Genomic DNA, 25,846 nt, shown 5'->3' with positions numbered 1-25,846 from the left:
CTTTCAGTTTTTACGGTTGGTGATGAGGTCTCTTTTGCTGCTGGCCGATGGGAATGGGCGCCAACATGCAGGATGTTATCGAGCGGCTGACGTTCGGGGATCTTGCTTGCCGCACAGGGCTGACAGCGGGAAAAAACAAACCGCCAGCAGGCGGTTTGTCAGTTTTTACGAGCTATCCCCTGTCGGGGGCTGCGGCTTAGTAGAAACCGGCATCCTCGGGGGAGGGGCGGGTCTTGAAGCGGCGATGGAGCCACATGTACTGCTCCGGCGCCTTGCGCACGGCGGCTTCAATCTCACGGTTGGCGCGGGCGGCATCGACCATGTCATCCCCGCTCGGGTAGTCGGCGAGGGGCGCCCCGATATGCAGGGTGTAACCCTCGCGGGTGCGGATGTTGTAGCAGGGTAGGGTGACTGTGTTTTTCACCCGCGCCAGAGTGGCGGTGCCGGTGATGGTGGCCGCCTGCTCCACCGCGAAGTAGGGCACGAACACGCTGGCGTGGGAGCCATAGTCGTGATCCGGCGCGTACCAGAGGGCGTCACCGTTGCGCAGCGCCTTGATCATTCCCTTCACATCCATCCGGTCCACCAGATATTTGTTGGAGGCGCAGCGACCATGGTACTGGGCATACTCCAGCACCGGATTGGTGTTGGGGCGATAGACCCCCACCCCGGGGCGTACCAGACCGAAACAGCGGGCGTTGAGCTCCAGGGTCAGGAAGTGGCAGGAGAGCAGCAGCATGCCTTGACCTTTTTCCATGGCGGCGATGACGTGCTCTTCCCCTTCCACCTTCATCAGGTTGCGCATCCGCCAGTCTGGCCAGAACCAGGCGATTCCCACCTCGAACACGGCGCAGCCCACGCTCTCGAAGTTGGCCTTGAGCAGTTTCTCCCGCTCATCCCGGGTCAGCTCGGGCATCGCCAGCTCCAGATTGCGACGGGCAATCTTGACTCGGGACTTCAATATCCTGGCGGCGAGACGACCGAGCTGACGGCCCAGCCACATCTGGCTACGCCACGGCAGCAGGGTCAGCAGCCAGAGCAGGCCGAGGCCGAACCAGCTGGCCCAGTAACGGGGATGAAACAGGCGGGGCTCCAGGCGGGGAGCGTTGTCATGGGCCATGGCTAATCTCTTGTTCGCAAACACAATCGGGGGATTCTAGCCGAAAAGGGGGGGCGGGGGCGAATGGCTGTGTGCTGGTCAGAGGGGTAACCCGCGTCCGGTTAGCGTGACAGCGGCGGCAACTGCAGTCGGCTTTTTCTACACCGGATAAAAGAGTGTGATAAAATCGCCCGCTGATTTTTCAGGTTTTGAGAGTCGATACAGATGAAGATCACCCTGCCCGATTTTGAAAAAGCCCGCGTTCTGGTCGTTGGCGATGTCATGTTGGACCGTTACTGGCATGGCCCTACCGGTCGGATCTCCCCCGAGGCGCCGGTGCCCGTGGTCAAGGTTGAACACATTGAGGAGCGTCCCGGTGGCGCAGCCAACGTGGCCCTCAACTCCGCCGCCCTTGGCGCTCATGCCGTGCTGCTTGGCCTGACCGGTCAGGATGAAGCGGCCGATGCCCTGGCCGGTCAGATGGCTGGCGTCAAGGTGGCCTGTGACTTCGTTCGTCTGGCCGACTTCCCGACCATCACCAAGCTGCGGGTGCTGTCCCGCAACCAGCAGCTGCTGCGTCTGGACTTTGAAGAGCCCTTCCACTCCGTCGATGCCACCCTGCTGATGAGCAAGGTCGAGCAGGCGCTGCCGAATAGCGACGTGATGATCCTTTCCGACTATGGCAAGGGTGCTCTCAACGATGTGCCCGGCATGATCCAGCGCGCCCGAGCCGCGGGTATTCCGGTGCTGGTCGACCCCAAGGGGACCGACTTCGAGAAGTATCGCGGTGCCACCCTGCTGACCCCCAACATGTCCGAGTTCGAGGCTGTGGTAGGCAAGGTGAAGAGCGAAGAGGAGCTGGTCGCCAAGGGGCTGGATCTGGTCAAGCGTTTCGAGCTGGATGCCCTGCTGGTCACCCGTTCCGAGAACGGCATGACCCTGATCCGCGAAGGTCAGCCAGAGCTGCATCTGCCAGCTCAGGCCCACGAGGTTTATGATGTGACCGGTGCCGGTGATACCGTCATTTCGACCCTCGCCACCTCACTGGCGGCAGGCAAGAGCCTGGACGAAGCCTGTGCGCTGGCCAATACCGCTGCCGGTATTGTGGTCGGCAAGCTGGGTACCTCTACCGTGAGCCCGGTCGAGCTGGCCAACGCCCTCTATACCGAGCAGGAGACCGGCTTTGGCGTCATGTCCGAAGCCCAGCTAAAAGTGGCGGTTCGTGCCGCCCGTCTGCGTGGCGAGAAGGTGGTGATGACCAACGGTTGCTTCGACATCCTGCACGCCGGCCATGTCTCCTATCTGGCCAACGCCGGCAAGCTGGGGGATCGCCTGATCGTGGCGGTCAATACCGACGAGTCGGTTCGCCGTCTGAAAGGGCCGGGTCGCCCGGTCAACCCGACCGAGCGCCGCATGGCGGTGCTGGCTGCGCTGGGCGCGGTGGATTGGGTAGTGCCGTTTGGTGAAGATACGCCGCAGCGCCTGATCGCCGAGATCCTGCCGGATCTGCTGGTCAAGGGCGGCGACTACAAGCCGGAAGATATCGCCGGTTACGCCGAAGTGACCGCCAATGGCGGCGAGGTGCGCGTTCTCAACTTCGAGGATGGCTGCTCCACCACCGACATCATCAAGACGATCCGCGAGCGCGGCTAACGCGCCGCTGGCCCCGCAATCTGGCGGGGCTCATTATCGGCGGTAGCAAGCTGGCAGAAATACGGATAACAAAAAGGCGACCTTGCGGTCGCCTTTTTCATGTCCGATAGCGGCTATCAGCCTTTGGCTTTTGCCGTGGCAGGCATCAGACCCTGGTTTACTTCCACCAGATCCTGCGCTTCCAGAATACCGGCAGCCTGTTTCAGGCTCAGGATATTGAGGATGTAGTTGTAACGGGCTTCGGAGAGCTTCTGCTTGGCGCTATATAGCTTTTTGGTTGAGTCCAGTACGTCGACGATGGTACGGGTACCCACTTCGTAACCGGCTTCGGTCGCCTTCAGGGCGCTGTCTGCGGAGACCACAGACTGGCTGTAGGCGCGCACCGAGCCGATGCTGGCGTTCACGTTGTTGTAGGAGGAGCGCACTGTGCTCTGCACCGAGCGGAAGTTTTTCTCCAGCAGTTCGCTGGCCGCCACGTAGTTGTATTGAGCCTGCTTCACCTTGGAGCTGGTGGCGCCACCGCTGTAGATGGGCAGCTTGAAGGTCAGACCGATATTGGCCTGATTGTCATTGCCGCCCGGAATGCTATCCAGCTTGTAATCGGTATTGCTGGTCTGCAGTCCGGCACCCAGATCCAGGGTCGGCTCATGCCCGGTCTTGGCCAGATCGATCTGCTCCTTGGCAATGTCCTTGCTGATGCGGGCACTGTGCAGTTGCAGGTTCTTGTCCAGCGCCAGCTCCAGCCACTTGTCGGAGCCGAAGGCGGTCTTCTGCGGGCTGAAACGATCTGTGTTCAGCACGTCCAGATTGCGGTGATCAACACCGGTCAGCTCGCGCAGAGCTTCGTAGCTGTTATCCAGAGTGTTCTCGGCATTGATCTCGTCAGCCAGCGCCTGGTCACGGGAGGCTTCCGCTTCATGCACATCGGTGATGGCGGTCAGGCCCACTTCGAAACGCTGCTGGGTTTGCTCCAGCTGACGCTCTACCGCAACCTTGTTGGCACGGACGAATTCCAGGGTATCCATCGCCTTGAGCACGTTGAAATAGGCCTGGGCAGTACGCAGCATCAGGCTCTGGATCTCGAGGTTGTAGGCTACGTCATTCTGGGTTGCACTCTTCTCGGAGATATCCAGATTGACCCAGTCACTGCGACGATAGATGGATTGATCCAGTGAAAGTGAACCGGAGGCTCTGTTGTTGGTCTGGGTATCGTTTTTGTTTTGCAGGTACTTCAGGTCAGCACCCAGATTGATCTGGGGCAGCAGGGCTGCACGGGATTCATTGATCTGCTCGAAGGCTTTATCGCGAACGGCTTTGGACTGCAGCAACTGCGGGTCTTTGATCTGGGCTTGCTGGTAGATGTCGAGCAGGTTTTCGGCATGGGCACCGGCACTGACGCCCAGCAACACCATGACTGACAAAAGTGTTCTTTTCATAGATCGTTTTAACCTTATGTAGTAACCCAAACTGGTTGCTGGAGAAGCAAATATTGTCACCGACCAAGCTTGATTGCAGCTTAATCACTCTACTATAAGCAAAATTTAATGCTAAGAGTCTCCGGTCCGGTGACGGGAACGTCAAGAACCGGACGCAGTTTTCTCCCCACGCGCCTAGCCAAATGGTCTGTGGCTGCTAAAATCCACCCCTCATTGCCATGGCATACCGAGTGAATGAACGTTCATTCATGTTTCTCGGATTTTATGGTCAAACTGATACAAGTCAAGCTGACGGGAGTCCCGGATGTCGCAGCAACCCTTGCCACAAGATCGTCACTACGCCACCGATGATGTAAAAATCATCGAAAAATCAGCTGGATATAACGGCTTCTTCAAGGTGAACGTCTATCGGCTCCAGCACAGGTTATTTGCCGGTGGCTGGAATGAGCCCATTGTGCGCGAGCTGTTCGAGCGCGGCCATGCTGCGGCGCTGCTGCCTTATGATCCGGTACGCGATCAGATCGTGCTGGTGGAGCAGTTCCGGATCGGCGCCATGGAGACCTGCCCGACCCCCTGGCTGCTGGAGCTGGTAGCCGGCATCATAGACCCAGGCGAAGTCGCTGAAGAGGTGGTGCGCCGGGAAGCGGTGGAAGAGGCGGGGATCGAGGTTGCGCGCTGTGAGCACGCCATCAGCTATCTGGTGAGCCCGGGCGGCAGCACCGAGCGGATCGAGGTCTATGTGGGCGAGGTGGATGCCAGCAAGGCCGAGGGGCTGCACGGTCTGGCGGACGAGGGGGAGGATATCCGGGTGCATGTGGTAAGTCGCGAGCAGGCCTATGCCTGGCTCAAAGAGGGGCGCATCGACAACGCCGCCTCGGTCATTGCCCTGCAGTGGCTGGCCCTTAACCACGGCGAGCTACGCGCCCGCTGGCTGGCAGATCGCTAAGATGGCGCTGACCCTGCAACAGCGCAAGCGTCATGTGCCAGATTTGATGGCCTTGCAACGTACTTGCGAGGTCAATTACATGGCCTTGATGAAGTTGCTGCCCCCGGAAGGGGTGGTGGGCGCGGTGCGCCGCTATCGGGTCGGTAACGATTTGCAATTTGAGCTCACCATCAGTGGTGAGAGCCGTTTCACCAGTCAGGTGATCCTGAGCCAGCACAATCCCGAATTGCCCGAATACCTGCAGGCTCAAATCGAGATTCGTTTGTATCATGACGTGCGGATGGCGGAAGTGTGTGCAGCGCAACAGATTTCCCGCTTGCAACCAAGTTATGATTATCCCAATAAAAAGATGCACCAGCGGGATGAAAAGGAGCAGGTAAATCTGTTTCTGGCCGAATGGCTAAAATTTTGTCTCAGACATGGTACCAGCCCGATCAATATCTCCAGTTGAACAAATAACAAGAAGCGTGATTTTGGAAACAGATCTCCCCCAGGCGCAGGACGGTAGTCTGCGCCTGTTGCAAATTACCGATACCCACCTCTTTGCCAGTCAAGAGGGACGGCTATTGGCTGTGCGCACCGCAGAGAGTCTGGCCGCCGTGCTGGAACAGGTGCAAGCCAACCCGCATCCTTATGACGTGATCCTGGCTACCGGCGATCTGTCGCAGGATCACAGTCCGGAATCCTATCAGCGTTTTGCCTCCATGATGGCGCCCCTTAGCCGCCCTATCTACTGGTTGCCCGGCAACCACGACGACAGCCCGCTGATGACCGAATACCTCCATGCCGCCGGGATCAGCGAAGCCAAGCAGCTGGTGGGGGATCACTGGCAGGTGATCCTGCTCGATACCCAGGTGCGCGGCAAACCCCACGGCGTGCTAGGTGATCACCAGTTGGCGGCCCTCGACCGCGCGCTGCGCCAATATCCCGATCGCCACGCCCTTATCACCCTGCACCATCAGGCGGTGCCGGTTGGCTGCGCCTGGTTGGATCAGCACAATCTCAAGAATGCCGATGACCTGTTTGCCGTGCTGGCCCGTCACCCGCAGCAAAAAACCATCCTGTTCGGCCACGTCCATCAGGAGTTTGACGAGGTGCACCACGGGGTGCGGCTGATTGCCAGCCCCTCCACCTGCATCCAGTTCAAGCCCCTCTGCGATGGCTTTGCGCTGGACGAGTCGGGCCCCGGTTGGCGCTATCTCACCCTCTATCCGGATGGGCGGGTGGCCAGCGAGGTGTGGCGTCTGCCGGTGGGGCAGTTTGTGCCCGACCCCAATGCCACCGGTTATTGAGGAGGGTTGCATGAAGTCGGTTCTCCTTTATCTGCATGGTTTCAACTCCTCTCCGGGCTCCGCCAAGGCGCAGCAGATGGCCGCCTGGGTGGCAGCCAACCGGCCTGACATCGAGGTGATCATCCCGGCCCAGCCCAATACCCCAGCGGCGGCTTGGGCGGCCATCGAGCAGACCCTCGCTGATCTTGCGACCCGTTATGATCGCGGGTTCAAGCTCGGTGCCGTGGGTAGCTCCCTCGGCGGCTTTATGGCGACCCGGGTGAGCGAGCAATACGGTTGCCGCGCGGCGCTGATCAATCCGGCAGTACGCCCGCATGAGTTACTGTGTGACTATATTGGCCCCCAGACCAACCCCTATACCAACGAGCAGTACCAGCTGCTGCCAGCGCACATCGATGAGCTGCGGGGGTTGGCAGTGCCTGTCTCGGCACCAGAGCGGCTCTGGATCCTGCAACAGCAAGAAGATGAGGTGCTCGACTATCGCAAGGCGCTGGAAGAGTATCGCTTCGCTCGCCTGTCGCTGGAGTGCGGTGGCAACCACGCCTTTGTGGCGTTCGAGCGCTATCCCGCCCAGATCATCCGCTTTCTCGGGTTGTAGCAATGCGGGGCAGCCTCGCGCTGTCCCTCTCCAGATCAAGCTTTCGGCGCGGGGAGTTTGTTCTGCCCCCGCCTAGCAGTTAAGATTCCCTCCAAACGTCAATTCGCAAGGCCCTCCATGTCTACTCAATACAATGCGGATGCCATTGAGGTCCTCAATGGCCTTGAACCGGTGCGCCGTCGCCCCGGCATGTATACCGACACCACCCGGCCCAATCACCTCGGTCAGGAGGTCATCGACAACAGCGTCGACGAGGCGCTGGCGGGTCATGCTCGTACCCTGGAGGTGACCCTGTTTGAAGACCAGTCCCTCGAGGTGATCGATGACGGCCGTGGCATGCCGGTCGATATCCACCCGGAGGAAGGGGTGTGCGGTGTGGAGCTGATCCTCTGCAAGCTGCACGCGGGCGGCAAATTCTCCAACAAGAACTATCAGTTCTCCGGCGGTCTGCACGGGGTGGGCATCTCTGTGGTGAACGCCCTTTCCGATCGGGTCGAGGTGACGGTGCGTCGCGACGGTCAGGTCTATGACATCGCCTTTGAGCGTGGCGACAAGGTGCAGGAGCTGACCATCACCGGCACTTGCGGGCGCCGCAACACCGGTACCCGGGTGCGCTTCTGGCCGCAGGCGAGCTACTTTGACTCGCCCCGCTTCTCGGTCACCAAGCTGGAGCACCTGCTGAAAGCGAAAGCGGTACTCTGCCCCGGCCTCACCATCAAGTTCCTCGACAAGAACACCGGCATCAAGCTGGAGTGGTGCTACGAAGATGGACTCAAGGATTATCTGGTCGATGCGGTCAAGCAGTTCACCTGCCTGCCGGAGCAGCCCTTTATCGGCGCCTTCAGCACCGAACAGTCCGCCGTGGACTGGGCGCTCTGCTGGCTGCCGGAAGGGGGGGAATGCCTCGCCGAATCCTATGTCAACCTGATCCCCACCGCCCAGGGTGGTACTCACGTCAACGGTCTGCGTCAGGGCCTGCTCGACGCCATGCGCGAGTTCTGCGAGTTCCGCAACCTGCTGCCGCGCGGGGTCAAGCTGACCCCGGAAGATATCTGGGATCGCTGCGCCTACATCCTCTCCGTCAAGATGCAGGATCCGCAGTTCGCCGGTCAGACCAAGGAGCGGCTCTCGTCGCGCCAGAGTTCTGCCTTTGTCTCCGGCGTGGTGAAGGATGCTTTCAGCCTCTACCTCAACAGCAACACCGAGCTGGCGGAGCAGATCGCCGAGATCTGCATCAGCAGCGCCCAGCGCCGACTGCGCGCCGCAAAGACAGTGGTGCGCAAGAAGATTACCCAGGGCCCGGCGCTGCCCGGCAAACTGACCGACTGTAACTGTGCCGACCCCATGCAGGGCGAACTGTTCCTGGTGGAGGGTGACTCCGCGGGCGGCAGTGCCAAGCAGGCGCGGGATCGCGAGTTTCAGGCCATCATGCCCCTGCGCGGCAAGATCCTGAACACCTGGGAAGTGGAGGCCGGTCAGGTGCTCGCCTCCCAAGAGGTACATGATATCTCGGTGGCCATCGGGCTCGATCCCGACTCCGAAGATCTCAGCGGCCTGCGCTACGGCAAGGTGTGCATCCTCGCGGATGCGGACTCGGACGGTCTGCACATCGCCACCCTGCTCTGCGCCCTGTTTGTGAGGCACTTCCGCACCCTGGTCAACAAGGGCCACGTCTATGTCGCCATGCCGCCGCTCTACCGGATCGATATCGGTAAAGAGGTCTACTACGCCCTCGACGAGGACGAGAAGAACGGCGTGCTGCAGCGGGTCGAGGCCGAGAAGAAGAAAGGCAAGGTGATGGTGACCCGATTCAAGGGTCTGGGTGAGATGAACCCGAAACAGCTGCGGGAAACCACCATGGATCCCAACACCCGCCGTCTGGTGCAGCTCACCATGGATGAGCAAGGGGAAGAGACCCTGCAACTGATGGACATGCTGCTGGCCAAAAAACGCTCCAGCGATCGCCGTGAGTGGCTGGAAGAGAAGGGTAACCTTGCCATCATTTAGCGCAGGTGGTTACCCGATGGCCGCAACCACGGCTATCCGCTCCCCGTTCAGGGGAGCTGTGGCTGGCAGGTTATCCGCCCTTTATCCGCAGAACGCCGTTCTGCCCCCTTCTCCCCTCGCGGGAGAAGGGCTGGGGATGAGGGGGAGGGGTGACGCTATCGTCCCTGCTTTCAAACAGTCGGCCACCTGCCGACCTGCATTTCAGGCGCGTCCTGTGAGGGCGCACCATAGCAAGAGAAAAACATATGAGTGATGCTATCGAGCTCAGTCTGGACGGGGTCGAGCGCCAGCCAATGCGCACCTTTACCGAACAGGCTTACTTGAACTACTCCATGTACGTCATCATGGATCGGGCCTTGCCGCATATAGGCGATGGTCTCAAACCGGTGCAGCGGCGCATCATCTACGCCATGAGCGAGCTGGGCCTGTCGGCCCTCTCCAAGCACAAGAAGTCCGCCCGTACCGTGGGTGACGTGCTGGGTAAATACCACCCTCACGGCGACAGCGCCTGTTATGAAGCCATGGTGCTGATGGCTCAGCCATTCTCTTACCGCTACCCGCTGGTGGACGGTCAGGGCAACTGGGGTGCGCCGGACGATCCCAAATCCTTCGCCGCCATGCGTTATACCGAGGCGCGGCTGTCGCGCTTCTCCGAGTTGCTGCTCTCCGAGCTGGGTCAGGGCACTGTGGAGTGGACGCCGAACTTTGACGGCACCATGAAAGAGCCGGTGGTGCTGCCCGCCCGCCTGCCCCATATCCTGCTCAACGGCATTACCGGCATCGCGGTGGGCATGGCGACCGATATTCCGCCCCACAACGCGCGGGAAGTGGCCTACGCCTGTGCCGAACTGCTCGACAACCCCGATGCGGGGCTGGATGCGCTGATGGCGCACATCAAGGGGCCGGACTACCCGACCAATGCCGAGATCATCACCCCCCAGGGCGATATTCGTAAAATCTACGAGACCGGCAAGGGCTCCATCAAGCAGCGGGCGGTCTGGAGCGAGGAGGATGGCGACATCGTCATCACGGCGCTGCCCCATCAGGCCTCCGGCGCCAAGATCATGGAGCAGATCGCCGCCCAGATGGTGGCCAAAAAGCTGCCAATGGTCAGTGATCTGCGCGATGAATCGGACCACGAAAACCCGACCCGTCTGGTGATCATCCCCCGCTCCAACCGGGTGGATGTGGAGGGGCTGATGGCCCACCTGTTCGCCACCACGGATCTGGAGAAGAACTACCGGGTTAACCTCAACATCCTCGGCCTCGACAACCGGCCGCAGGTGAAGACCCTCAAGATGATCCTCTCCGAGTGGATCATCTTCCGTCGCGAGACCGTGCGGCGCCGTCTGCAGTATCGCCTCGACAAGGTGCTGGCGCGCCTGCACATCCTCGAAGGCTTGCTGGTGGCCTACCTCAATATCGACGAGGTGATCGAAATCATCCGTACCGAGGATGAGCCGGGCAAGGTGATGGTGGAGCGCTTCAATATCAGCGAGACCCAGGCCGAAGCGATCCTCGAGATCAAACTGCGCCATCTGGCCAAGCTCGAAGAGTTCAAACTGCGCGCCGAGCAGGATGAACTGGCGATTGAACGGGACAAACTGCAACTGATCCTGGGCTCCGAGCGCCGCCTCAATACCCTGCTCAAGAAAGAGCTGCTGGCGGATGCCGAGAAGTACGGCGACGATCGCCGCACCCCGCTGGTGGAGCGTGCCACCGCCGTGGCGCTGACCGAGAAAGAGTTGGTGCCGAGCGAACCGGTCACCGTGATCCTCTCGGGCGCGGGCTGGGTGCGCGCCGCCAAGGGCCACGATGTCGATGTGGCGGGCCTCTCCTACAAGGCGGGGGATAACTATCTGGCCCACGCCTGTGGTCGCAGCAACCAGCAGGCGGTGTTTCTCTCTACTTTGGGTCGAACCTACGCCCTCGAATCCCACACCTTGCCATCTGCCCGTAGTCAGGGCGAACCGCTCACCGGCCGCTTTGCGCTGGGGGCAGGGGAAGAGATGCGCCATCTGGTGATGGGCAATGAGGGTGAACCGTATCTGATCGCGAGCGATGCCGGTTACGGCTTTGTCTGCACCTATGACGACCTCATCGGCAAGAACAAGAACGGCAAGGCGCTGCTCACAGTGCCGGAAGGGGGTCAGGTGATGGCACCCCAGAAGATTGGCTCGCCAGAGACCGATCTCTGCATGGCCATCTCCAATGAAGGTCGCATGCTGCTGTTCCCGCTCAACACCCTGCCGGTACTCGGCAAGGGCAAGGGCAACAAGTTGATCAGCATACCGTCGGCTCGTGTGAAGGCGCGGGAAGAGTTTATGGTGATGGCCGCCATTATCCCGCAGGGGCAATATGTCACCCTGTTTGCCGGCAAGCGCAAGCTCACTCTTAAGCCATCTGATCTCGACTACTACCGCGGCGAGCGCGGCCGCCGTGGCGCCAAGCTGCCCCGCGGTTTGCAGCGGGTCGATCGTATTGAGATTGAACCCGCCGCCGGTGCCGAACCGGTCGCGGAGGAAAGTCAGGAAGGGTAATGAATATAGAAGGGCGCGAAAGCGCCCTTCTTATTAGATGAAAATTATATTTTTTATGAGTGGTTAGTTATCTGGATTTTAAGGGTATTATGCCATAGCATCTAGCTCTGCATGAGTTGTATATAATCCTTCATGAGTTCCACTAATTATGTCAGTAAGGGACTCTCTTAGTTTTTTATATTTTTCATCTGTTTCAAAGTCATCAGATGTAAGATGGGTAAATAAGTTATATGGTTTATCTTTTGATGGGGATTCGTTTAAGTAAAAGCCCTCGAAGTCAGGGTTATGCACAACAGTTTTCACTCTGCCATTCGTTGAGTCGGCCAATGTTCGAATGTTTAAATTGATTGTCCACATGGCATTGGCTATATTGTCTTTTCTCAGCTTGGTATCTAGGTCATGTACAGCTATAGCATTTGCATTAAATTGATTGAAGATTTTAATAAATGTGGGGATATTGGCTTTCCCTCTACAGTTTATGACGCAGTAATTACTCTCTAACCCACTTTTTTCTATAATGTATTGATAGGCCAAATATTCTGTATCACCTTCAACAAGTATGGAGTTTTCATAGAAAAAGAACTCATTAACTGTTGGACAGCAGCGATTCAACATTTTTAAATTGTCTCGTTCATCTTTATTAAATTTGGCTTTATCTGTTTGAAAATAAAAAACACCTTTTTGAGTGTTAGATACCTTTATTAAGGTTGTATGATTCTGCGTCAAGTCAATAAATACAGGGGAGTGTGTAGTACAGATGACTTGCCACCCCGCCATGTCGGCCAATGCATAAATAGCTTTTCTAGCCGCCCTAATTATAGATGGATGTAGGTTTATTTCTGGCTCATCAATTAATAATACTTTTGGAACCTCATTTTGTACTATTTTTGTTCCTTTTTTATACATGCCTTCACTACAAAGAGCATTTATAGCTGACCAAAGAAAGGCTCTCTTTATTCCTGTTCCTTGATGTTCTAGTGATGCTGGATGATTGCTTGTTCTAATGAAAAACTTGCTGCCATCCTTGATCGCCTCCTCAGCCTTAAATTTACCTACGCCTGTTTCAAAGGTTACTGTTGCCCCGTGGAAAAGTTTATTTAGTTCGGTTTCAATTTTCAGGCTTAGCTGTCCAATACTTCCTGATATTTCTTTGTCTACTTCTTTTGCTAGTTTTTCGATTTCGGAAATAATACCTGCAACTTTGCTCTTGTCATCTTTTAGCTGCTTGGCTGCATTTTTCGATGCTAAATCTTTAACTACCTTTTCAAGGGCATCGTAGTCATCATTAGGGTTTAATCGAATAGGTATTGGTAGTCTGCTTTGAAGCAAAGTATTCCAACCACCGGCACCACCTTTTTTCCAGTCATTGGTCTTATTACTAAAGCTGAATTTCACTCCATTTTCATCTGGTGTTTCCCATCTAATCTGGAACTTCGCACAGTTACCAAATTCAGGATCGTTTTCTATATACCATTCTTGACCTAGAGTATCTAAATCATCTTGAGTAACGTCATTGAATATACCAGTAATTATGATTGGTCGTGTAGCATCACGACAGTGGAAAAAATCTAGAGTGAGTGAACTTCCCATTGATACATAAGCCTCATAAGCATCAAGAATTGTTGACTTACAGCTATTATTTGGACCAACGAGCACAACTATATTATCAATAAGAATTTTTATCTCTTCACTAATCCCTTTAAAGTTCGAAATAAGCAAGGCAGAAAGCTTCATTATCTTATCCTTATAGTGCTTTATTGATAAATGTATGTAGAGTGACATTATCAGACTTAAATAGTTATTTGTCGTGATCTGGGTCTATGTTTACCGTATGCAAGGGTGAATTATGGACGTAGACCTGATTAGCGAAGTGTAATCAGACGATCGCGAAAACCTATTGCCTCAATGTGGTCGGTGATTTTATTTTGCGGCCCCCTCATCCCCGACCCTTCTCCCGCGAGGGGAGAAGGGAGACCAGATTGCGGCAATTTTTAAATGGAGTGACAGCTACGGCCAAAGGTTGGCAGGTACTTGTTCCCTCTCCCGTTGGGAGAGGGCTAGGGTGAGGGGAGGTAACCGTAGGGTGCAATGAACAAGGTGAATTGCACCGTGATTGACCCCGCGAGGTTGCCGGTGTAATGCGCTTCGCTTATTGCACCCTACGTCCTTTCTCTTTTACTTGCTCGCGACCGGATAACCGGTGCGGCCGATTACGCTTCGCTAATCGACCCTACTTGCCTCTGTGTTATTTGACGCGCTGCTGCTTGTCGATGGCTTCCGCTGTGATGGCTTGATCTCCTCATCCCCGACCTTTCTCCCCTTGTTTATGGCAAAGAGTAGGAGAAGGGGGCACTGGAATTACCGCCGGGTAATGGCATGACCACCACGGCCCGAGGTTGGCAGATACTTGTCCCCTCTCCCTTTGGGAGAGGGCTAGGGTGAGGGGAGGTAACCGTAGGGTGCAATGAACAAGGTGAATTGCACCGTGATTGACCCCGCGAGGTCTTGTTTATGGCAAAAAGTGGGAGAAGGGAGCCCAGATCGCAGCGATTTTGGAATGGCGTGACAGCTACGGCTAAAGGTTGGCATGTACTTGTCCCTGCGAGCTTGCGCTTCTCAGCGCACCATCTGGTCTTTTGACCCGTTTGCGTGGATCTGATGGATGGCTTCATGGCAATAATGGGAGCATGATTTCGCCTGCATGGCGCTATCGCTAACTAACAAGGAAGGGGTTCGATGGTAAATATTGGGATGCATTTTGAGATTCCGGTAACGGATATGCAGCGAGCAATCGCCTTCTACGCTGCCGTTTTTGAAATCGAGTTCGAACGAGCGCAGATCGATGGCAATGAAATGGCGCTATTCCCGTTTATTGATGGCGCGAAAGGCTGTTCTGGTGCCTTGGCCAGAGGGGAGAGTTATGTTCCGAGTCTGGATGGCACGCGGATTTATCTGACGGTGAACAATATTGAGCAGGTGATGGCGGATGCGCTGTTGGCAGGCGCCAAGTTGCTTTATCCCGTGACTCTGGTGGGTGAAGCCATCAAGGTGGCCGAGTTTCAGGACTCTGAAGGTAACCGGATTGCCTTGCTGGATAAGGCGATTTGCGCTGATTAGCGCAGCCTGAACAGGGATTTGCCAACCGGACGCGGGCCATCAATCCCGCAAAAATAGAGGGCCCCGCCATCCATGATTGCGGGGCCCTTTGCATTATCAGCCGCGTTGCTGATTCAACCGTTCACGCTGGCAGGTGCCAATAAAATGGCTGGCCCGAACCCCATCAGACGGGGATGGCAGCCCCTGCCGGTGGCGGGGCAATTTTGGCGGCAATCAACTGGCGCAGGCGGGGCACCAGCAGTAGCAATACCACGCCCCCTGCCAGCGAGCCCCAGCCCAGCATATTGAATACCGAGCTGTAACCCGGGTTGGTGGCGACCGGGGTGCTGCCGATATTTTGCGGCATGGCGCCGGAGACATACCCCGCCAGCACCGAGGCAACGCCGGTCACCATCATCCAGCAGCCCATCATCAAGCCTTGCAGGCTGGCGGGGGCCAGCTTGCCAATCATGGCGTAGCCGATGGGGGAGATCAGCAGCTCACCCAGACTCTGCAACACATAGCTGATGGCGATCCACTTGAAGGCGACCAGCCCGTCGGCGCCCGCCAGATGGATGCCGATCGGCAGCACCAGCATCCCCAGTCCCATGCAGAACAGGGAGGCGGCAAACTGGGAGGGGATGTCGATGTTCCAGCCCTGCTCGCGCAGCCGCTTGAACAGCAGTGCCATCAGCGGGCCGCCGATGACGATGACGCTGGTGTTGATGTTCTGGATCCACTGGGGGGCGACCCGCAGCCCGAACACGTTGAGGTTGATGTTGTGCTCGGAGAAGAGCATCAGCCCCATGGGGGCCAGCTGGTAGAGCGACCAGAAGATCAGCGAGCCGAGGGCGAGGATCAGATAGGCCACCATGCGGCTGCGCTCGGCGGCATCCGGGTGGCGGGCGGTCATCACGCAGAGCAGTACCAGCACCACGGCCCCCAGCATCAGCACGAAGCTGCCGCTAAAGCTGGCGTGGGTCAGCAGCAGGCGCAGGGCGGGCACCAGCAACGCCAGAATGGCGAGGCCACCGAGCATCCGCAGGTAGAAGCCGCGTCCCTTGATATGGCGCAGCGGGGTGTTGATATCCGCCAGAATGGGCCAGAAGAACAGGGTGGCGATGATAGCCAGCACGTTGCCGAGGGTGGCGAACAGGAACAGGGTGCGGTAATCCTCGGTGAGCTGGAAGTAGCCCGCCACCGAGAAGCCCATAAAGAAGCCCAGATTCATCCCGGCGTAGTTCCACAAGAAGGCGCTCTCGCGGCGGTGATCGTCCGGGGCGAAGCGCTGGGTCAGCATCATGTTGAGGCAGGTGACGTTGAGGCCGCTGCCGGTGAGGAACATGGCGAGCCCCCAGTAGAGGCCGGTGATCCCCATCTCGGCGATGAGGTAGCAGCCGATCACCTGCAAGACCATCCCCATCACGAACAGGTTGCGGTTGCTGAGGTAACGTCCGCCGAGGTAGCCGCCAAACAGGTGCAGGCCGTAGTTGAAGGCTCCGAAGATCCCCATCATGGCGTTGGCCTGGGATTCGCTAAAGCCGAGTCGTTTGGTGGCGTAGAGCACCAGGGTGGAGTAGAGCACGGCAAAACCCAGGGTGGCGAAGGTCTGGATAAAGAACAGGGCGCCAGAGCCGGGTGGGATGGCGGCGTGATGAGGGTGTGGTGCTGAAGCGCTCACGGTTTGTCTCCTGTGAGAAGAGAAAATCACAACTCATCCTGAGAGTGTGCCAGTCAGTGACCGGCTAGCCTTTGGCGCTTCCATACTGCTTTAAAGACAGGTTTGTCATTTAGCGTTCAGCGCGATTAAATTGCCAGATCTTAAATTTAATCAGGCGCGATTAATTGCTTTTTATTGATCTATTTCGCCTTTTTATGCGCTTCCTGCTGTCGCTATCGCCTTGTTACCTGCTCGGTAGTTACGGGTTATATGTGATCTTGTTGGCCATCTGGCGCTATGGTTGGCTCGGTTGCGCGATCCATATCCGATTTTTACCCTGCCTAGTCGCTACGGTATGACAGTAAGTGAGTTGGCTATTTATTCACCTTGGTGAGTTGCGTGAATAAATATTGGAGGAGAGGGGCGGTAGCCGTAGGGGCAATAAACAAGGTGAATTGTACCGCCAGCGTTGTCGGTGCAATGCGATAGGGGCAAATGCTACAGGTGCAATGCGCTGCGCTTATTGCACCCTACTTGCTGGTTTGAAGCTGGCAGGTATTTGTCCCCTCTCCCCTTGGGAGAGGGGCAGGGTGAGGGGATGTATTTGTCGCCGGATATAACAACGCCCGGCAGGCCGGGCGTTGGGAAACGACTGAACGGGCGGCGAAACGCGCCTTAGAAGTCGTGGTAGAGCGGCCAGCCGAGCAGCGGATGGCGCAGACCAGCGCGCATCTCGACGTTGTCGAGCTTCTCCGGCGAGGCGTGCTCTTTTTGCAGCAGCTGGTACTGGCGCACAAAGCCGAGGGTGTGCAGCAGGTTGGCGACAAACCCCTTGCTGAGCTCCTGACGCAGACCGGCGATCAGCTCGCTTGGCAGCTCCGCCAGCAGCAAGGTCAGCTGGGTGGCCAGATAGTCGGTGTCGTACCACTCCTCTTGCAGCACGATTTCCCGCGCCAGTTTGCGCTTGAGATCCTGCTTCACCTTCAGTGGGGCCGCGCCGCTGCCATTGCCGCACAGAATGCGATAGAGCAGCGCTTCGGCCAGCTTGTCTTCCATGGTCGGGTGGTCGTTTTCACAGGCGAAGAAGTGCTGATCAATCAGGCTCATCAGCCGGACCTTGTTATGCTCCACCTGGGCTTTTTCGTACTCCTGCCACCCTTGCCACTCCTCCACATCGGGGGGGCTGGAGATCTTGTCCAGCAGACGGGCATCCACCTCCCCATAGAGGCTGTTGCCGCCGGTGCTGACCGAGATCAGCATCGACCAGCCCTTCTGGAACGGCTTGATGGGCCCTTCCGGCGCCTGCAGCAAGGCGAGCGCTTTGGCGGTGTCGCGCTGGGAGAGCTCCAGCAGGCCCAGGCTCACTACCCCGATCACGTCGTGGGCGGCCTGCTCCAGCAGGTGCATCTTGTACTTGTTGTAGTACTTGTCGGCAAACTTCAGGCTCATCAGTCCGGCCTTGCCCTTGATGGCGGCCAGTTGCTGATCGCTCAAGCGTTCGTTTTCGCGGCCAAAGCGCAGTACCTGCGTGAGGAATGGGCCCTGATTGACATCGCGTATAACCAGTTGCATGACGGGGTCCCTTAATCCAGAAAGCTGAACATGTCGTCGACTTCGGCGTACTCGTCCTCGACCTTGTTCTTCTCTTTGGCTTGCATCACCAGCTCGCTGGCGAACTTGCTGATGATCCCTTCCCAGCTGGAGTGTTCATTGCGCAGCAGTGCCTTGATCGCCTTCTCCACCTCAGGGGTCAGCTCGCGGATCAGCATCAACAGGCTGCGCGGATCATCGAGTGAGTAGTCGTGAGCATTTTCACTCTGCTGGCGATCGCTGTAGGAGAGCGCCTCTTCCAGATCTTCCTCTTCGGCGTGCAGCACGTCGTGAGAGCCCTCTTCATCGTCGATGCGCTCACCGCGGTAGAACTCGATAAAGGGGATGGAGAGATAGAAAAGACCGGCCGGATCGTCGGCGATGCACTCCAGAATTTCAGTCTGCTTGGCTTCGCTGTCCTGGGTGCGGATCAGGTAGTTGAGGAAGTCGAAGGTATGCTGTTGCAGCTCGTCGGCGTTGTTCTTGATCGCCTCTTCCCAGTAGAGCGGCTGCTGGCAGACGATGTCGCGGATCCGCTCCGGGGTCATCAGTTCACAGATGATCGACGGGAATGACATGTCATGCTGGCCATTGATCTGGGTCAGGGTGACGATATCAATCTGCTCAATCACTTCTGCCAGCTGGTCATCAGACATGGTTTGGGCGATCAGTTCGAACCTTTCGCTGGCCTGTTTCGGCTCGATCACGGCCAGCTCCTTGATCTCGATGGCGGTAATTTCTATCAGACTGTTGTTCATGCGTTGCCCCAATTAGAAACGTACTTCGTCGTGCATATCCTGATCGCCGTCGTCGTCACTATCACCGTTATAGTCGGCGTCGGCATCTTCCCCGTCTTCATCTTCGTCGTCACGCAACTCGTAGTCGTCATCGGCACGGCGGCCGCCGCGCGGCAGCGGGTTGTCGAGCTGGAACAGCACGGCGCAGGCTTCGATCAGCTGATCTTCGCTCTGGGCGCGAACAGCCTTGACCAGCGGCAGGTCGGCATTGTTGAACGCCACCGATACCTTGAACTCGTCCCATGAGGGTTGTACGCCGCTGGTGAGCCAGGTGACCCACTGCTGCCTTGCCTGGGGCGCAAATTGCACCCGACCATAGAGGGCCAGCGGCAGGTATTCCGGCATGAACTCCAGCATGCTCATATCGGCCAGCAGCAGGGTCTTCATCTTGCCGGTGAACTGCTCAAGTGCCTTGGGCTGATCTTGATCCCGATAGGATTCAATGTTTTCGCTGGCATCACTCATCAGCGCTTTAATCCGCGCCTGGTCCCATTTTTTTTGCATAGTCACTCTTTTGGCTGGTGCATCAGGGGTAGAACTGGTCCCACATATCCTGCATGGCAGCAGCGGGATCGGTCACGATGACGTTGTTGAAATCTTTGATAAAAGCGGCCCGTCGTTGCGGGTCTGACAGCACTTCATAGGCTTGCTTTACCTGGTGCAGCTTGCTTGCTGCCAGTTCTCGTTCTTCTTCGCTCACCCCTAACAGCTTATCGGGATGGTACTGGTTCGACAGCCGGCGATAGGCTTTTTTGATGTCGTTTTCGTTGGCATTGGACTTGACGCCCAGTACCCGAAAGTAGTTGTTCATGGCAGATCCTGCATCACTGGCATCATAGGATTCACACTGCGGGTGCCTGAGGGTGGGGATTGGAAACCCAGGCACGGTAAAAACCCGTCATTTTAACGGAAACGCCCCCCTAAAGCGATGAATTGAGCGACGAGTTAAGGGGCGGAGTGAAGAGGGGCAGTTGCAGGGCTATTGTTGCCAGTCGGCCACGACAGTACAAGGGCCATCTATCGGTAGGCGATGAAAAAATGGGCAGGGGGTAATCGGGAGGTGGAATGGGGGCGGCAGCCGCGGTGCCGCCGCCGTGGTTACTGCTCCCAGAAGGAGGCGGAGGTGTGGTAGATCATCTTCTTGCTCATCCCGCCATCGACCACCAGATTGGCGCCGTTGATGAAATCGTTCTGGGGATCCGCCAGAAAGAGGCAGGCGCGGGTGATGTCGTCAGGGCGACCGACCCGGCCGCTCGGGTGCTGGCGGTGATCCGCCTCGGTCAGGGTGTGGTAATCCTCCGCCTGGATCCAGCCAGGACTGATGGCATTGACCGTGATGGGGTGGTCGGCCAGCGAGTTGGCGAGGGACTGGGTGAGGGCCACCAGCGCCCCCTTGGAGGCGCCGTAGGCATCCCAACCCGGTTCATTCTGCTGCCAGCGGGTGGAGGCAATATTGATGATGCGGCCATAGGGCAAGCCGCGATTGGCCTGCACGAAGGCGCGGGCGCAGAGCATGGCGCCGCGCACATTGACCGTCATCACCTGATCGAACTGCGCTGCACTCAGATCCTCGAAGCGGGTGTGGAACTTGCTGATGGCGCCGTTGTTGATCAGCAGATGGATGCCGCCATGCTGCGTGCGCACCTCTTCAAAGAGCCGCGCGATGGCCTGCTCGTCCCGCAGATCGAGGGGGTGAAAGTGGATCTCGGGATGGTCAAACGAGTGAGGGGCCAGATCGGTGGCGATCACCCGATAGCCCGCCTCGGCCAGCCCGATACAGAGCTGGCGGCCAATCCCGCCAGCGGCGCCGGTGACCAGCGCAATTTGCGGTTGGTGGGTCAGCTCGTTCATTGTGCCGCTCCATTGCGCGCCCGCAGCACCTTGATCAGGGCGGAGACCTCCTGCTGGCCAAAGCCTTGCGCCACCCCCTCCTCAAACAGATCGGCGGCAAAGCGCGGGAAGCGGCTGTCGATCCCGGCGTCGGTGGCATGACCGGCGAGGCGGCTGATGGCGGCGCTCCAGGTTTTCAGGCTGGCGTAGGGGTGAGCGAAATCGCCGCTCGCCAGCGTCTTGCCAAGGTGGGCCACATCGCCCCCCAAGATCGGCGACAGTTCGCTGAACTGGGCGCACACCTTGGCTACCGGCAGTCCTTCCGCCTCGCAGATCAGCGCGCCGTGCAGGGCACCGAGCAGACCACCGGCAAAGTAGGCTGCGACGGCACAATCTTGCGCCGCAGCGGCGCCCACCGCCTCGGCCACATGGTCGAGGGTGGGGGCGAGCAGCCGCAGCACCGGCTCGGCCTCGGCAAAAGCGGTGCTGGCACCCGAGCAGATGATGCTGGAGTCAGTGGTGCCGATCTGATCCGGGAAGCAGAGGATGGCGCCATCAAGATAACGGGCGGCGCGAGCGTGGCTCCAGCTCTCCAGTGCTCTGGCCCCCTGCGGGCTGCCGGTGGAGAGCTGCACCAGCAGCTTGCCCGCTACGGCGTCGCTCGCTTCGTCCAGCAACTGCTGGCTGACGGCGTAGTTATCGACGCAGATCAGGGTAATGTCGCTTGCAGCGATGGCCGCGCCAACCGAGGGGGCTAATGTCGCACCCAACGCTTGCAGCGGGGCGGCCTTGGCGGCGCTGCGATTCCAGACGGTGACCGGATGGCCCGCCTTGAGCAAAGTGGTGGCGAGGGCGGAGCCCATGGCCCCGAGGCCGATGACAGAGAGATGGCGCATGATGGCTCCTGGCTGTGTTGATAGACACTGATATAGAAAATTGGGATGCCTTGTGGCAGGTGAACCACTATATTGCCCCCATGTCGCCGTGAAAAATGGCTTTTATGACTGTCTGATATAGGTGAATTCTATGGATGTGCGAACCCTGCGTGCGTTTGTGGCTGTCTTCGAGGAGCGCAACATCACGGCAGCGGCCACCCGCCTCTTCATCACCCAGCCCACCCTCTCGACCACCATCAAGACGCTGGAGGATGAGCTGGGGGTGAACCTGTTTGTTCGGCAGGCGCGCGGGGTCGAGGGCACCGAAGCGGCGCACCGGCTCTATCCCCGCGCCAAGCGGCTGATTGCCGACACCGACTCCCTCGCCCGCGAGTTTCGTGAAACCTCTCCCTGCCTCGAGGTGACGGTGGGGATTGAGGCAGACCTTGGCGATAGTGTGGTGGGGGCGCTGGTGCAAGGGGCGCTCGCCCACGAGGAGATCCTGCTGACCCTGGAGGAGGGCTGCTGTGGCGATGTGCGGCTGGGCTGCGAATCCCTGCGTTGCGGTGACGAGCTCTTTATCCCCCTGCTGGAGGAGGAGTTTGTGCTGGTGCTGCCGCCGGATCACCCGCTGGCGGGCAAGGGGACGCTCACCCCGGCTGAGCTGGCGGACGAGCCCTGGGTTACCTGCCCGCGCCACGACTCCCACCTGCGGCTGATCGCCATCCTCGGGAATCAGGCGCCGCTCTACCCACGGCGGGCGGGGTCGTTGCGACTGGCGGCAACTATGGTGGCCGCCGGGGCGGGGATCGCTTGGTTGCCCCGTTCACTCTGTCCGCCCGGTTGTACGGTGGCTGAGCTGGCGGCATCTTCCTTCAAGCGGCGGGTGGGGCTCTGTTACGCCCCCGATGCGTTGCGCTCGGCGGCGGTGGTCGCCTTGTTGGAACAGCTACGCGGGATGCAGCTCCCCGCCTGATGTCGGCATAAAAATGTCGGCATAAAAAAGGGCCATCCGGTGGGATGGCCCTGTTGAAGGCAACGATGCTGCGTGGCTAGAGCGACGCCCACCAGAGCCGCAGCTGCAAACCCCATTTCGAGCTCCAGCCGGTGGTGCTGCTCATCAGCTTGCCATCCTTGATAACGAGGAAAGTCGGGGTCACTCCCACCTGCCACTGGGCGGCCAGCGCTCCCGACTCGTCGTTGTGGGTCGCAAAGGTGAGCCCCTTCTTGCTCATCCCCTTGCCTAACTGTTCAGAATTGCCGGAGCGCAGCGCCACCGTCAGCACGTTGTTACCCTCTTGCCAGAGCTGCTGCACGGTCGGGGTGGTGAAACGGCAGACACCGCACCAGCTGGCCCAGTAGTAGACCAGCAGCGGCTTGCCCTGACTCAGGGTGGCGAGATCCGTGTTGCTGCCATCCTGCAAGGTGACGGGGGCGCTCATCGCCCCCTCTGGCAGGGTCGGGCTGCGCCACAGATCCAGCAGCGTCGAGATGACCAGCGCTATCAGCAGCAGCCAGAGCGCCTCCTTGCCCCAGCGTCGCCAGCGGGGTTGAGGATGGGTGGCCATCCCTTACCCCTGTTTGGCAAGTTCGGCCTGCACCAGCTGCTCCAGCTCCTCATAGGGGATGGCGCCCGGCACCAGCTGGTTGCCGATCAGGGTCGCCGGGGTGCCCTGTACCCCCAAGAGTGTGCTGATACGCAGGCTATTGCGCAGCTCTTCGGTCGCCTTGCCTTCCGGTTTGAGGGCCACATTGCCGGTGGCTGCCAGCGCCTTGTTGATGTCTGCCTCGGTCAGCATCCCCTGCTTGCTCATCAGCTTGTCATGCAGGGCGAGGAAGCGGGCGGGATCCTGCTGCCACAGGGTCAGGCTGTATTGGGCCGCCTTGGCGGAGGTCTGCCCCTTGAACGGCAACAGCTTGATCACCAGCCCCAGATCGTTGGGGTAGGCCTTGAGCAGCTTGGTCAGCTGGGGATCGAACTGCTTGCAGTAGGGGCAGTTGTAGTCGGTAAACAGCACCAGCGTCAGCTTGGGATTTTTGGCGCCGAGGCGCGGGCTGGTGGCGCTGTTGAACAGCACATCCTTGTTGCCCTTGATGAAGTTGCCAAGCTGCGCCTCCTGGGCTGCCGCGTTCTGCTTCTCCCAGGATTCGGCCGCTTCGTCGAGGATCTTGGGGTTGGCGATCAGGGTCTCGCGGATCAGCTCCTTGATGCGCGCCTCCTGCTCCGGGGTGAAGGGGGCGGCGTGCAGGGCCGGAGCCAGCAGGGCTGCGGAAAGGGAGGCTAGCAGGGTCAGGGCGCTCAGAGTCGGTTTCATGGGTACTCCTTAAAATCGGGTGGTGCCAGCCTGAAGCAGGCCAGCCTTGTGCAATGTGGTCAGCAGCTCGTCCTTGTCGAGCAGGGGCGACAGCGTGACCCCCTGCGGCAACTCAGGGCCATAAATCTGGTTGAAGGGGACTGCCGCCGCGCCACGCTGGCGCAGGAAGGCGGCGATGGTGTCGTTCGGTTTGCTCCAGTCGCCGCGCAGGGCCACCACATCGGGGGCCGAGAGGGCCTGTTGCACCTCATCGCGCAGCAACACGTTGTATTTGTTGGCCTTGCAGGTGACGCACCAGTCGGCGGTGACATCAATAAAGACCCGCTTGTTTTGGGCCAGCGCATCTGTGATGGCGTGTTCAGAGAGCGGCTGCCAGACCACCTTGTCGACGCTGGCCGTGCCCTGTGCGCTAAAGGCGCCGCTCAGCAGCAGGGCGCTGCCAATCAGGGCGGCGAGGGCGATCGCCAGCGTGAAGCCACGCATGCCGTAACGCCAGACGATGGCGAGGATCAGCCCCAGCACCATGGCAACCATCAGCCAGCCGGTGGCATAGCTGCCGAGATGGTTGGCGAGCAGGCTGGTGAGCCAGAGGCTGGAGCCCAGCATCATCAGGCCGAGCAGGATGCGCAGATGGTTCATCCAGCGCCCCGGTTTCGGAAGCCAGAGGGCGAGCCGTGGCAGGGCCGCCACCAGCAGCCAGGGCAGGCTCATGCCAATTCCGAGGGCGGTGAAGATCAGCCAGAGCTGGCCGAGCGGTGCCGCCAGCGCAAAGGCCACTGCCGTGCCGAGGAAGGGGGCCGAGCAGGGCGTCGCCAGCAGAGTGGCGAAGCTCCCCTGCAGGAAGTGACCGCCGAGGCCGTTGCTGCCGCTGGTGGCGAGGCGAGTGCTGAGAGCGCTGGGCAGACGGATCTCGAACAGCCCCAGCAGGTTGGCGCAAAACAGCAGGGTGACCAGCACCATAAAGCCGATAAAACCGGCGCTCTGGAACTGGATGCCCCAGCCGACTGCCCCACTCATTCCGAAGCCGGGGGCGCGCAGCAGGCTGCTCATGGCCGCCAGCACCCAGAAGGAGGCGATGATCCCGGCGCTGGCAGCGAGGAACTGCCTGCGTACGGCACCCTGTTCACGCTCTTGATGTTGCAGCACAGATCCCAGCTTGAGCGCCAGCACCGGCAGCACGCAGGGCATCATGTTGAGGATCAGGCCGCCGAGCAGCGCCGCCCCCAGTAACCAGAACAGCGAATGACTCTGGCCGGGCAGCACGAGCGGCGCGCCGATCGTCCCCTTGCCCTGCCACGCCTGTTCGCCACTGGTGAGCAGCAGGCCGAGGGATTGGCCGCGCAGATCCGGCGCATCCCCCTGCCAGCCGTCGCTCACCGGCACCCGGGCGATCAGGGTGTTGCCCTCGACCTCAAGCGCAGGTTTGCCAAATTCGGCTCCTTCCAGCGCATCGATAAAGAGCGCTGGTGATTGCCAGCCCTCTGCCCGCTCGGCGCGCAGTTGCAGCTGGTTGTGCTGATAGCCGAGCTCGATCCGGGTCTCGGCGGGCAGCGGCTGGGGCAGGGTGCTCATCGCCTTCGCCCAGACAAAGTCGAAGTTGGCCGGGGCGGCGCCATCCACCGCCAGGGTGAAGGGGTAGTCGGTCAGGATGCAGACATTGCTGCAGGTGGAGAGGCGCAAGGTGCCGGTGAGCGCCTGCTCTGCCGGATAACTGAGGCTGAGGGGGAAGGTCACATCCCCCTGATAACCCTGGGTGCTGAGCCCGGCTACCTCGAAGTGGCGCGGCACCGGCCAGTGCCACTGCAGCGCCGCTATGGGCTCATGCCACAGGATCTGGGGCGCTATGCCCCCTTCGCCCGGGCTGTGCCAGTAGGTCTTCCAGCCCGACTCCAGCTCGACATCGAGCAGGATGCGGGTCTGATCTGCCGTGCTGCGGTCGGCCTGCAGCCGTACCCTGGCGTGATCATTCTGTGGGCTGGTGAGCCAGCCCGTGTCGCTGGCCAATCCCATGGATTGCCACAGCAGACCGCCCAGTAGCAGGGCCGCCTTGAAGAGATTCGACATCTTTTTAGTCTCGCAAAAATGAGTGATAGCTAACGAAAGAACGCAGCC

At 59.1% G+C, this 25,846-nt stretch carries 22 protein-coding genes; 9 read left to right on the top strand and 13 right to left on the bottom strand.

Going from position 1 to position 25,846, the window contains the following annotated elements; genetic code table 11:
* Positions 1 to 196: 196 nt before the first annotated feature.
* Positions 197 to 1,120 carry an LpxL/LpxP family Kdo(2)-lipid IV(A) lauroyl/palmitoleoyl acyltransferase gene (lpxL, locus tag BN4575_RS16645; RefSeq protein ID WP_068979037.1) on the bottom strand — a complete coding sequence of 308 codons (924 nt, stop codon included), beginning with the start codon at positions 1,118 to 1,120 and terminating at the stop codon, positions 197 to 199.
* Between the two features lie 204 nt (positions 1,121 to 1,324).
* On the opposite strand from lpxL, the gene hldE reads away from it, so the two are divergent.
* Entirely contained in the window at positions 1,325 to 2,752 is a 1,428-nt protein-coding gene (gene hldE, locus BN4575_RS16640; RefSeq protein WP_005335903.1) for a bifunctional D-glycero-beta-D-manno-heptose-7-phosphate kinase/D-glycero-beta-D-manno-heptose 1-phosphate adenylyltransferase HldE, read from the top strand.
* Between the two features lie 116 nt (positions 2,753 to 2,868).
* Here hldE and tolC read toward each other — a convergent pair whose 3' ends face one another.
* Entirely contained in the window at positions 2,869 to 4,188 is a 1,320-nt protein-coding gene (tolC, locus tag BN4575_RS16635; RefSeq protein WP_068979036.1) for an outer membrane channel protein TolC, read from the bottom strand.
* A 304-nt stretch (positions 4,189 to 4,492) separates the two neighbouring features.
* On the opposite strand from tolC, the gene nudF reads away from it, so the two are divergent.
* From nudF to parC, 6 genes are all read left to right on the top strand, one after another.
* Positions 4,493 to 5,134, top strand: coding sequence for an ADP-ribose diphosphatase (gene nudF / locus BN4575_RS16630; protein WP_068979035.1), 642 nt, complete (start codon positions 4,493 to 4,495; stop codon positions 5,132 to 5,134).
* A 1-nt stretch (position 5,135) separates the two neighbouring features.
* On the top strand, positions 5,136 to 5,585 hold the full coding sequence (locus BN4575_RS16625) for a DUF1249 domain-containing protein (protein ID WP_068979034.1): 450 nt from the start codon (positions 5,136 to 5,138) through the stop codon (positions 5,583 to 5,585).
* Positions 5,586 to 5,607: 22 nt separating this feature from the next.
* Entirely contained in the window at positions 5,608 to 6,426 is an 819-nt protein-coding gene (cpdA, locus tag BN4575_RS16620) for a 3',5'-cyclic-AMP phosphodiesterase (protein ID WP_042023056.1), read from the top strand.
* Between the two features lie 10 nt (positions 6,427 to 6,436).
* Positions 6,437 to 7,024, top strand: a complete 588-nt coding sequence (locus BN4575_RS16615; RefSeq protein WP_068979033.1) for a YqiA/YcfP family alpha/beta fold hydrolase — start codon at positions 6,437 to 6,439, stop codon at positions 7,022 to 7,024.
* A 117-nt stretch (positions 7,025 to 7,141) separates the two neighbouring features.
* Complete coding sequence (gene parE / locus BN4575_RS16610; protein WP_068979032.1) at positions 7,142 to 9,031, top strand: DNA topoisomerase IV subunit B; 1,890 nt, start codon at positions 7,142 to 7,144, stop codon at positions 9,029 to 9,031.
* Between the two features lie 245 nt (positions 9,032 to 9,276).
* Entirely contained in the window at positions 9,277 to 11,571 is a 2,295-nt protein-coding gene (gene parC / locus BN4575_RS16605; RefSeq protein ID WP_068979031.1) for a DNA topoisomerase IV subunit A, read from the top strand.
* An 87-nt stretch (positions 11,572 to 11,658) separates the two neighbouring features.
* Here the strand turns inward: parC and BN4575_RS16600 are convergent, their stop codons facing one another.
* A complete protein-coding gene (locus BN4575_RS16600; protein WP_068979030.1) occupies positions 11,659 to 13,305 on the bottom strand; it encodes an ATP-dependent nuclease in 1,647 nt (548 codons plus the stop codon).
* Positions 13,306 to 14,307: 1,002 nt separating this feature from the next.
* Here BN4575_RS16600 and BN4575_RS16595 point away from each other — a divergent pair.
* The gene (locus BN4575_RS16595; protein ID WP_068979029.1) at positions 14,308 to 14,688 is read left to right on the top strand and encodes a VOC family protein; all 381 of its coding nucleotides are present in this window, start codon (positions 14,308 to 14,310) and stop codon (positions 14,686 to 14,688) included.
* A 163-nt stretch (positions 14,689 to 14,851) separates the two neighbouring features.
* On the opposite strand, the gene BN4575_RS16590 is transcribed toward BN4575_RS16595, so the two are convergent.
* The 7 genes from BN4575_RS16590 to BN4575_RS16560 form a co-directional block, all read right to left on the bottom strand.
* Positions 14,852 to 16,348, bottom strand: coding sequence for a peptide MFS transporter (locus BN4575_RS16590; protein ID WP_068979028.1), 1,497 nt, complete (start codon positions 16,346 to 16,348; stop codon positions 14,852 to 14,854).
* 654 nt (positions 16,349 to 17,002) lie between these two features.
* Positions 17,003 to 17,899 carry a cold adaptation protein AtcC gene (locus BN4575_RS16585; RefSeq protein ID WP_068979027.1) on the bottom strand — a complete coding sequence of 299 codons (897 nt, stop codon included), beginning with the start codon at positions 17,897 to 17,899 and terminating at the stop codon, positions 17,003 to 17,005.
* A gap of 11 nt (positions 17,900 to 17,910) precedes the next feature.
* Positions 17,911 to 18,675 carry a cold adaptation protein AtcB gene (locus BN4575_RS16580; protein WP_068979076.1) on the bottom strand — a complete coding sequence of 255 codons (765 nt, stop codon included), beginning with the start codon at positions 18,673 to 18,675 and terminating at the stop codon, positions 17,911 to 17,913.
* A 12-nt stretch (positions 18,676 to 18,687) separates the two neighbouring features.
* Positions 18,688 to 19,218: a cold adaptation protein AtcA gene (locus BN4575_RS16575; protein WP_068979026.1), complete on the bottom strand. Its 531-nt coding sequence runs from the start codon at positions 19,216 to 19,218 to the stop codon at positions 18,688 to 18,690.
* Between the two features lie 22 nt (positions 19,219 to 19,240).
* Positions 19,241 to 19,525, bottom strand: a complete 285-nt coding sequence (locus tag BN4575_RS16570) for a cold adaptation protein ActJcold adaptation protein ActJ (protein WP_068979025.1) — start codon at positions 19,523 to 19,525, stop codon at positions 19,241 to 19,243.
* Between the two features lie 287 nt (positions 19,526 to 19,812).
* Positions 19,813 to 20,565 (bottom strand): SDR family NAD(P)-dependent oxidoreductase, encoded by a 753-nt coding sequence (locus tag BN4575_RS16565; protein ID WP_068979024.1) that lies wholly within the window; start codon positions 20,563 to 20,565, stop codon positions 19,813 to 19,815.
* Entirely contained in the window at positions 20,562 to 21,440 is an 879-nt protein-coding gene (locus BN4575_RS16560) for an NAD(P)-dependent oxidoreductase (RefSeq protein ID WP_068979023.1), read from the bottom strand. The genes BN4575_RS16565 and BN4575_RS16560 overlap by 4 nt, the downstream gene beginning before the upstream one ends.
* 130 nt (positions 21,441 to 21,570) lie before the next feature.
* Between BN4575_RS16560 and BN4575_RS16555 the strand changes: the two genes are divergently transcribed.
* The gene (locus BN4575_RS16555; protein ID WP_068979022.1) at positions 21,571 to 22,395 is read left to right on the top strand and encodes a LysR family transcriptional regulator; all 825 of its coding nucleotides are present in this window, start codon (positions 21,571 to 21,573) and stop codon (positions 22,393 to 22,395) included.
* Between the two features lie 76 nt (positions 22,396 to 22,471).
* Here BN4575_RS16555 and BN4575_RS16550 read toward each other — a convergent pair whose 3' ends face one another.
* From BN4575_RS16550 to BN4575_RS16540, 3 genes are read right to left on the bottom strand one after another with little or no spacing between them, the layout of a single operon-like run.
* Complete coding sequence (locus BN4575_RS16550) at positions 22,472 to 22,987, bottom strand: protein disulfide oxidoreductase (RefSeq protein ID WP_068979021.1); 516 nt, start codon at positions 22,985 to 22,987, stop codon at positions 22,472 to 22,474.
* A 3-nt stretch (positions 22,988 to 22,990) separates the two neighbouring features.
* A complete protein-coding gene (locus BN4575_RS16545; RefSeq protein ID WP_068979020.1) occupies positions 22,991 to 23,734 on the bottom strand; it encodes a DsbA family protein in 744 nt (247 codons plus the stop codon).
* A 9-nt stretch (positions 23,735 to 23,743) separates the two neighbouring features.
* A complete protein-coding gene (locus BN4575_RS16540; protein WP_068979019.1) occupies positions 23,744 to 25,798 on the bottom strand; it encodes a protein-disulfide reductase DsbD family protein in 2,055 nt (684 codons plus the stop codon).
* Positions 25,799 to 25,846 lie beyond the last annotated feature (48 nt).

It is taken from the genome of Aeromonas sp. EERV15 (assembly GCF_900079845.1).
Classification (GTDB): Bacteria; Pseudomonadota; Gammaproteobacteria; order Enterobacterales; family Aeromonadaceae; genus Aeromonas; species Aeromonas sobria.
Note: the sequence above shows the minus strand (reverse complement) of the source record. Positions and strands in the feature narration are given on the sequence as shown.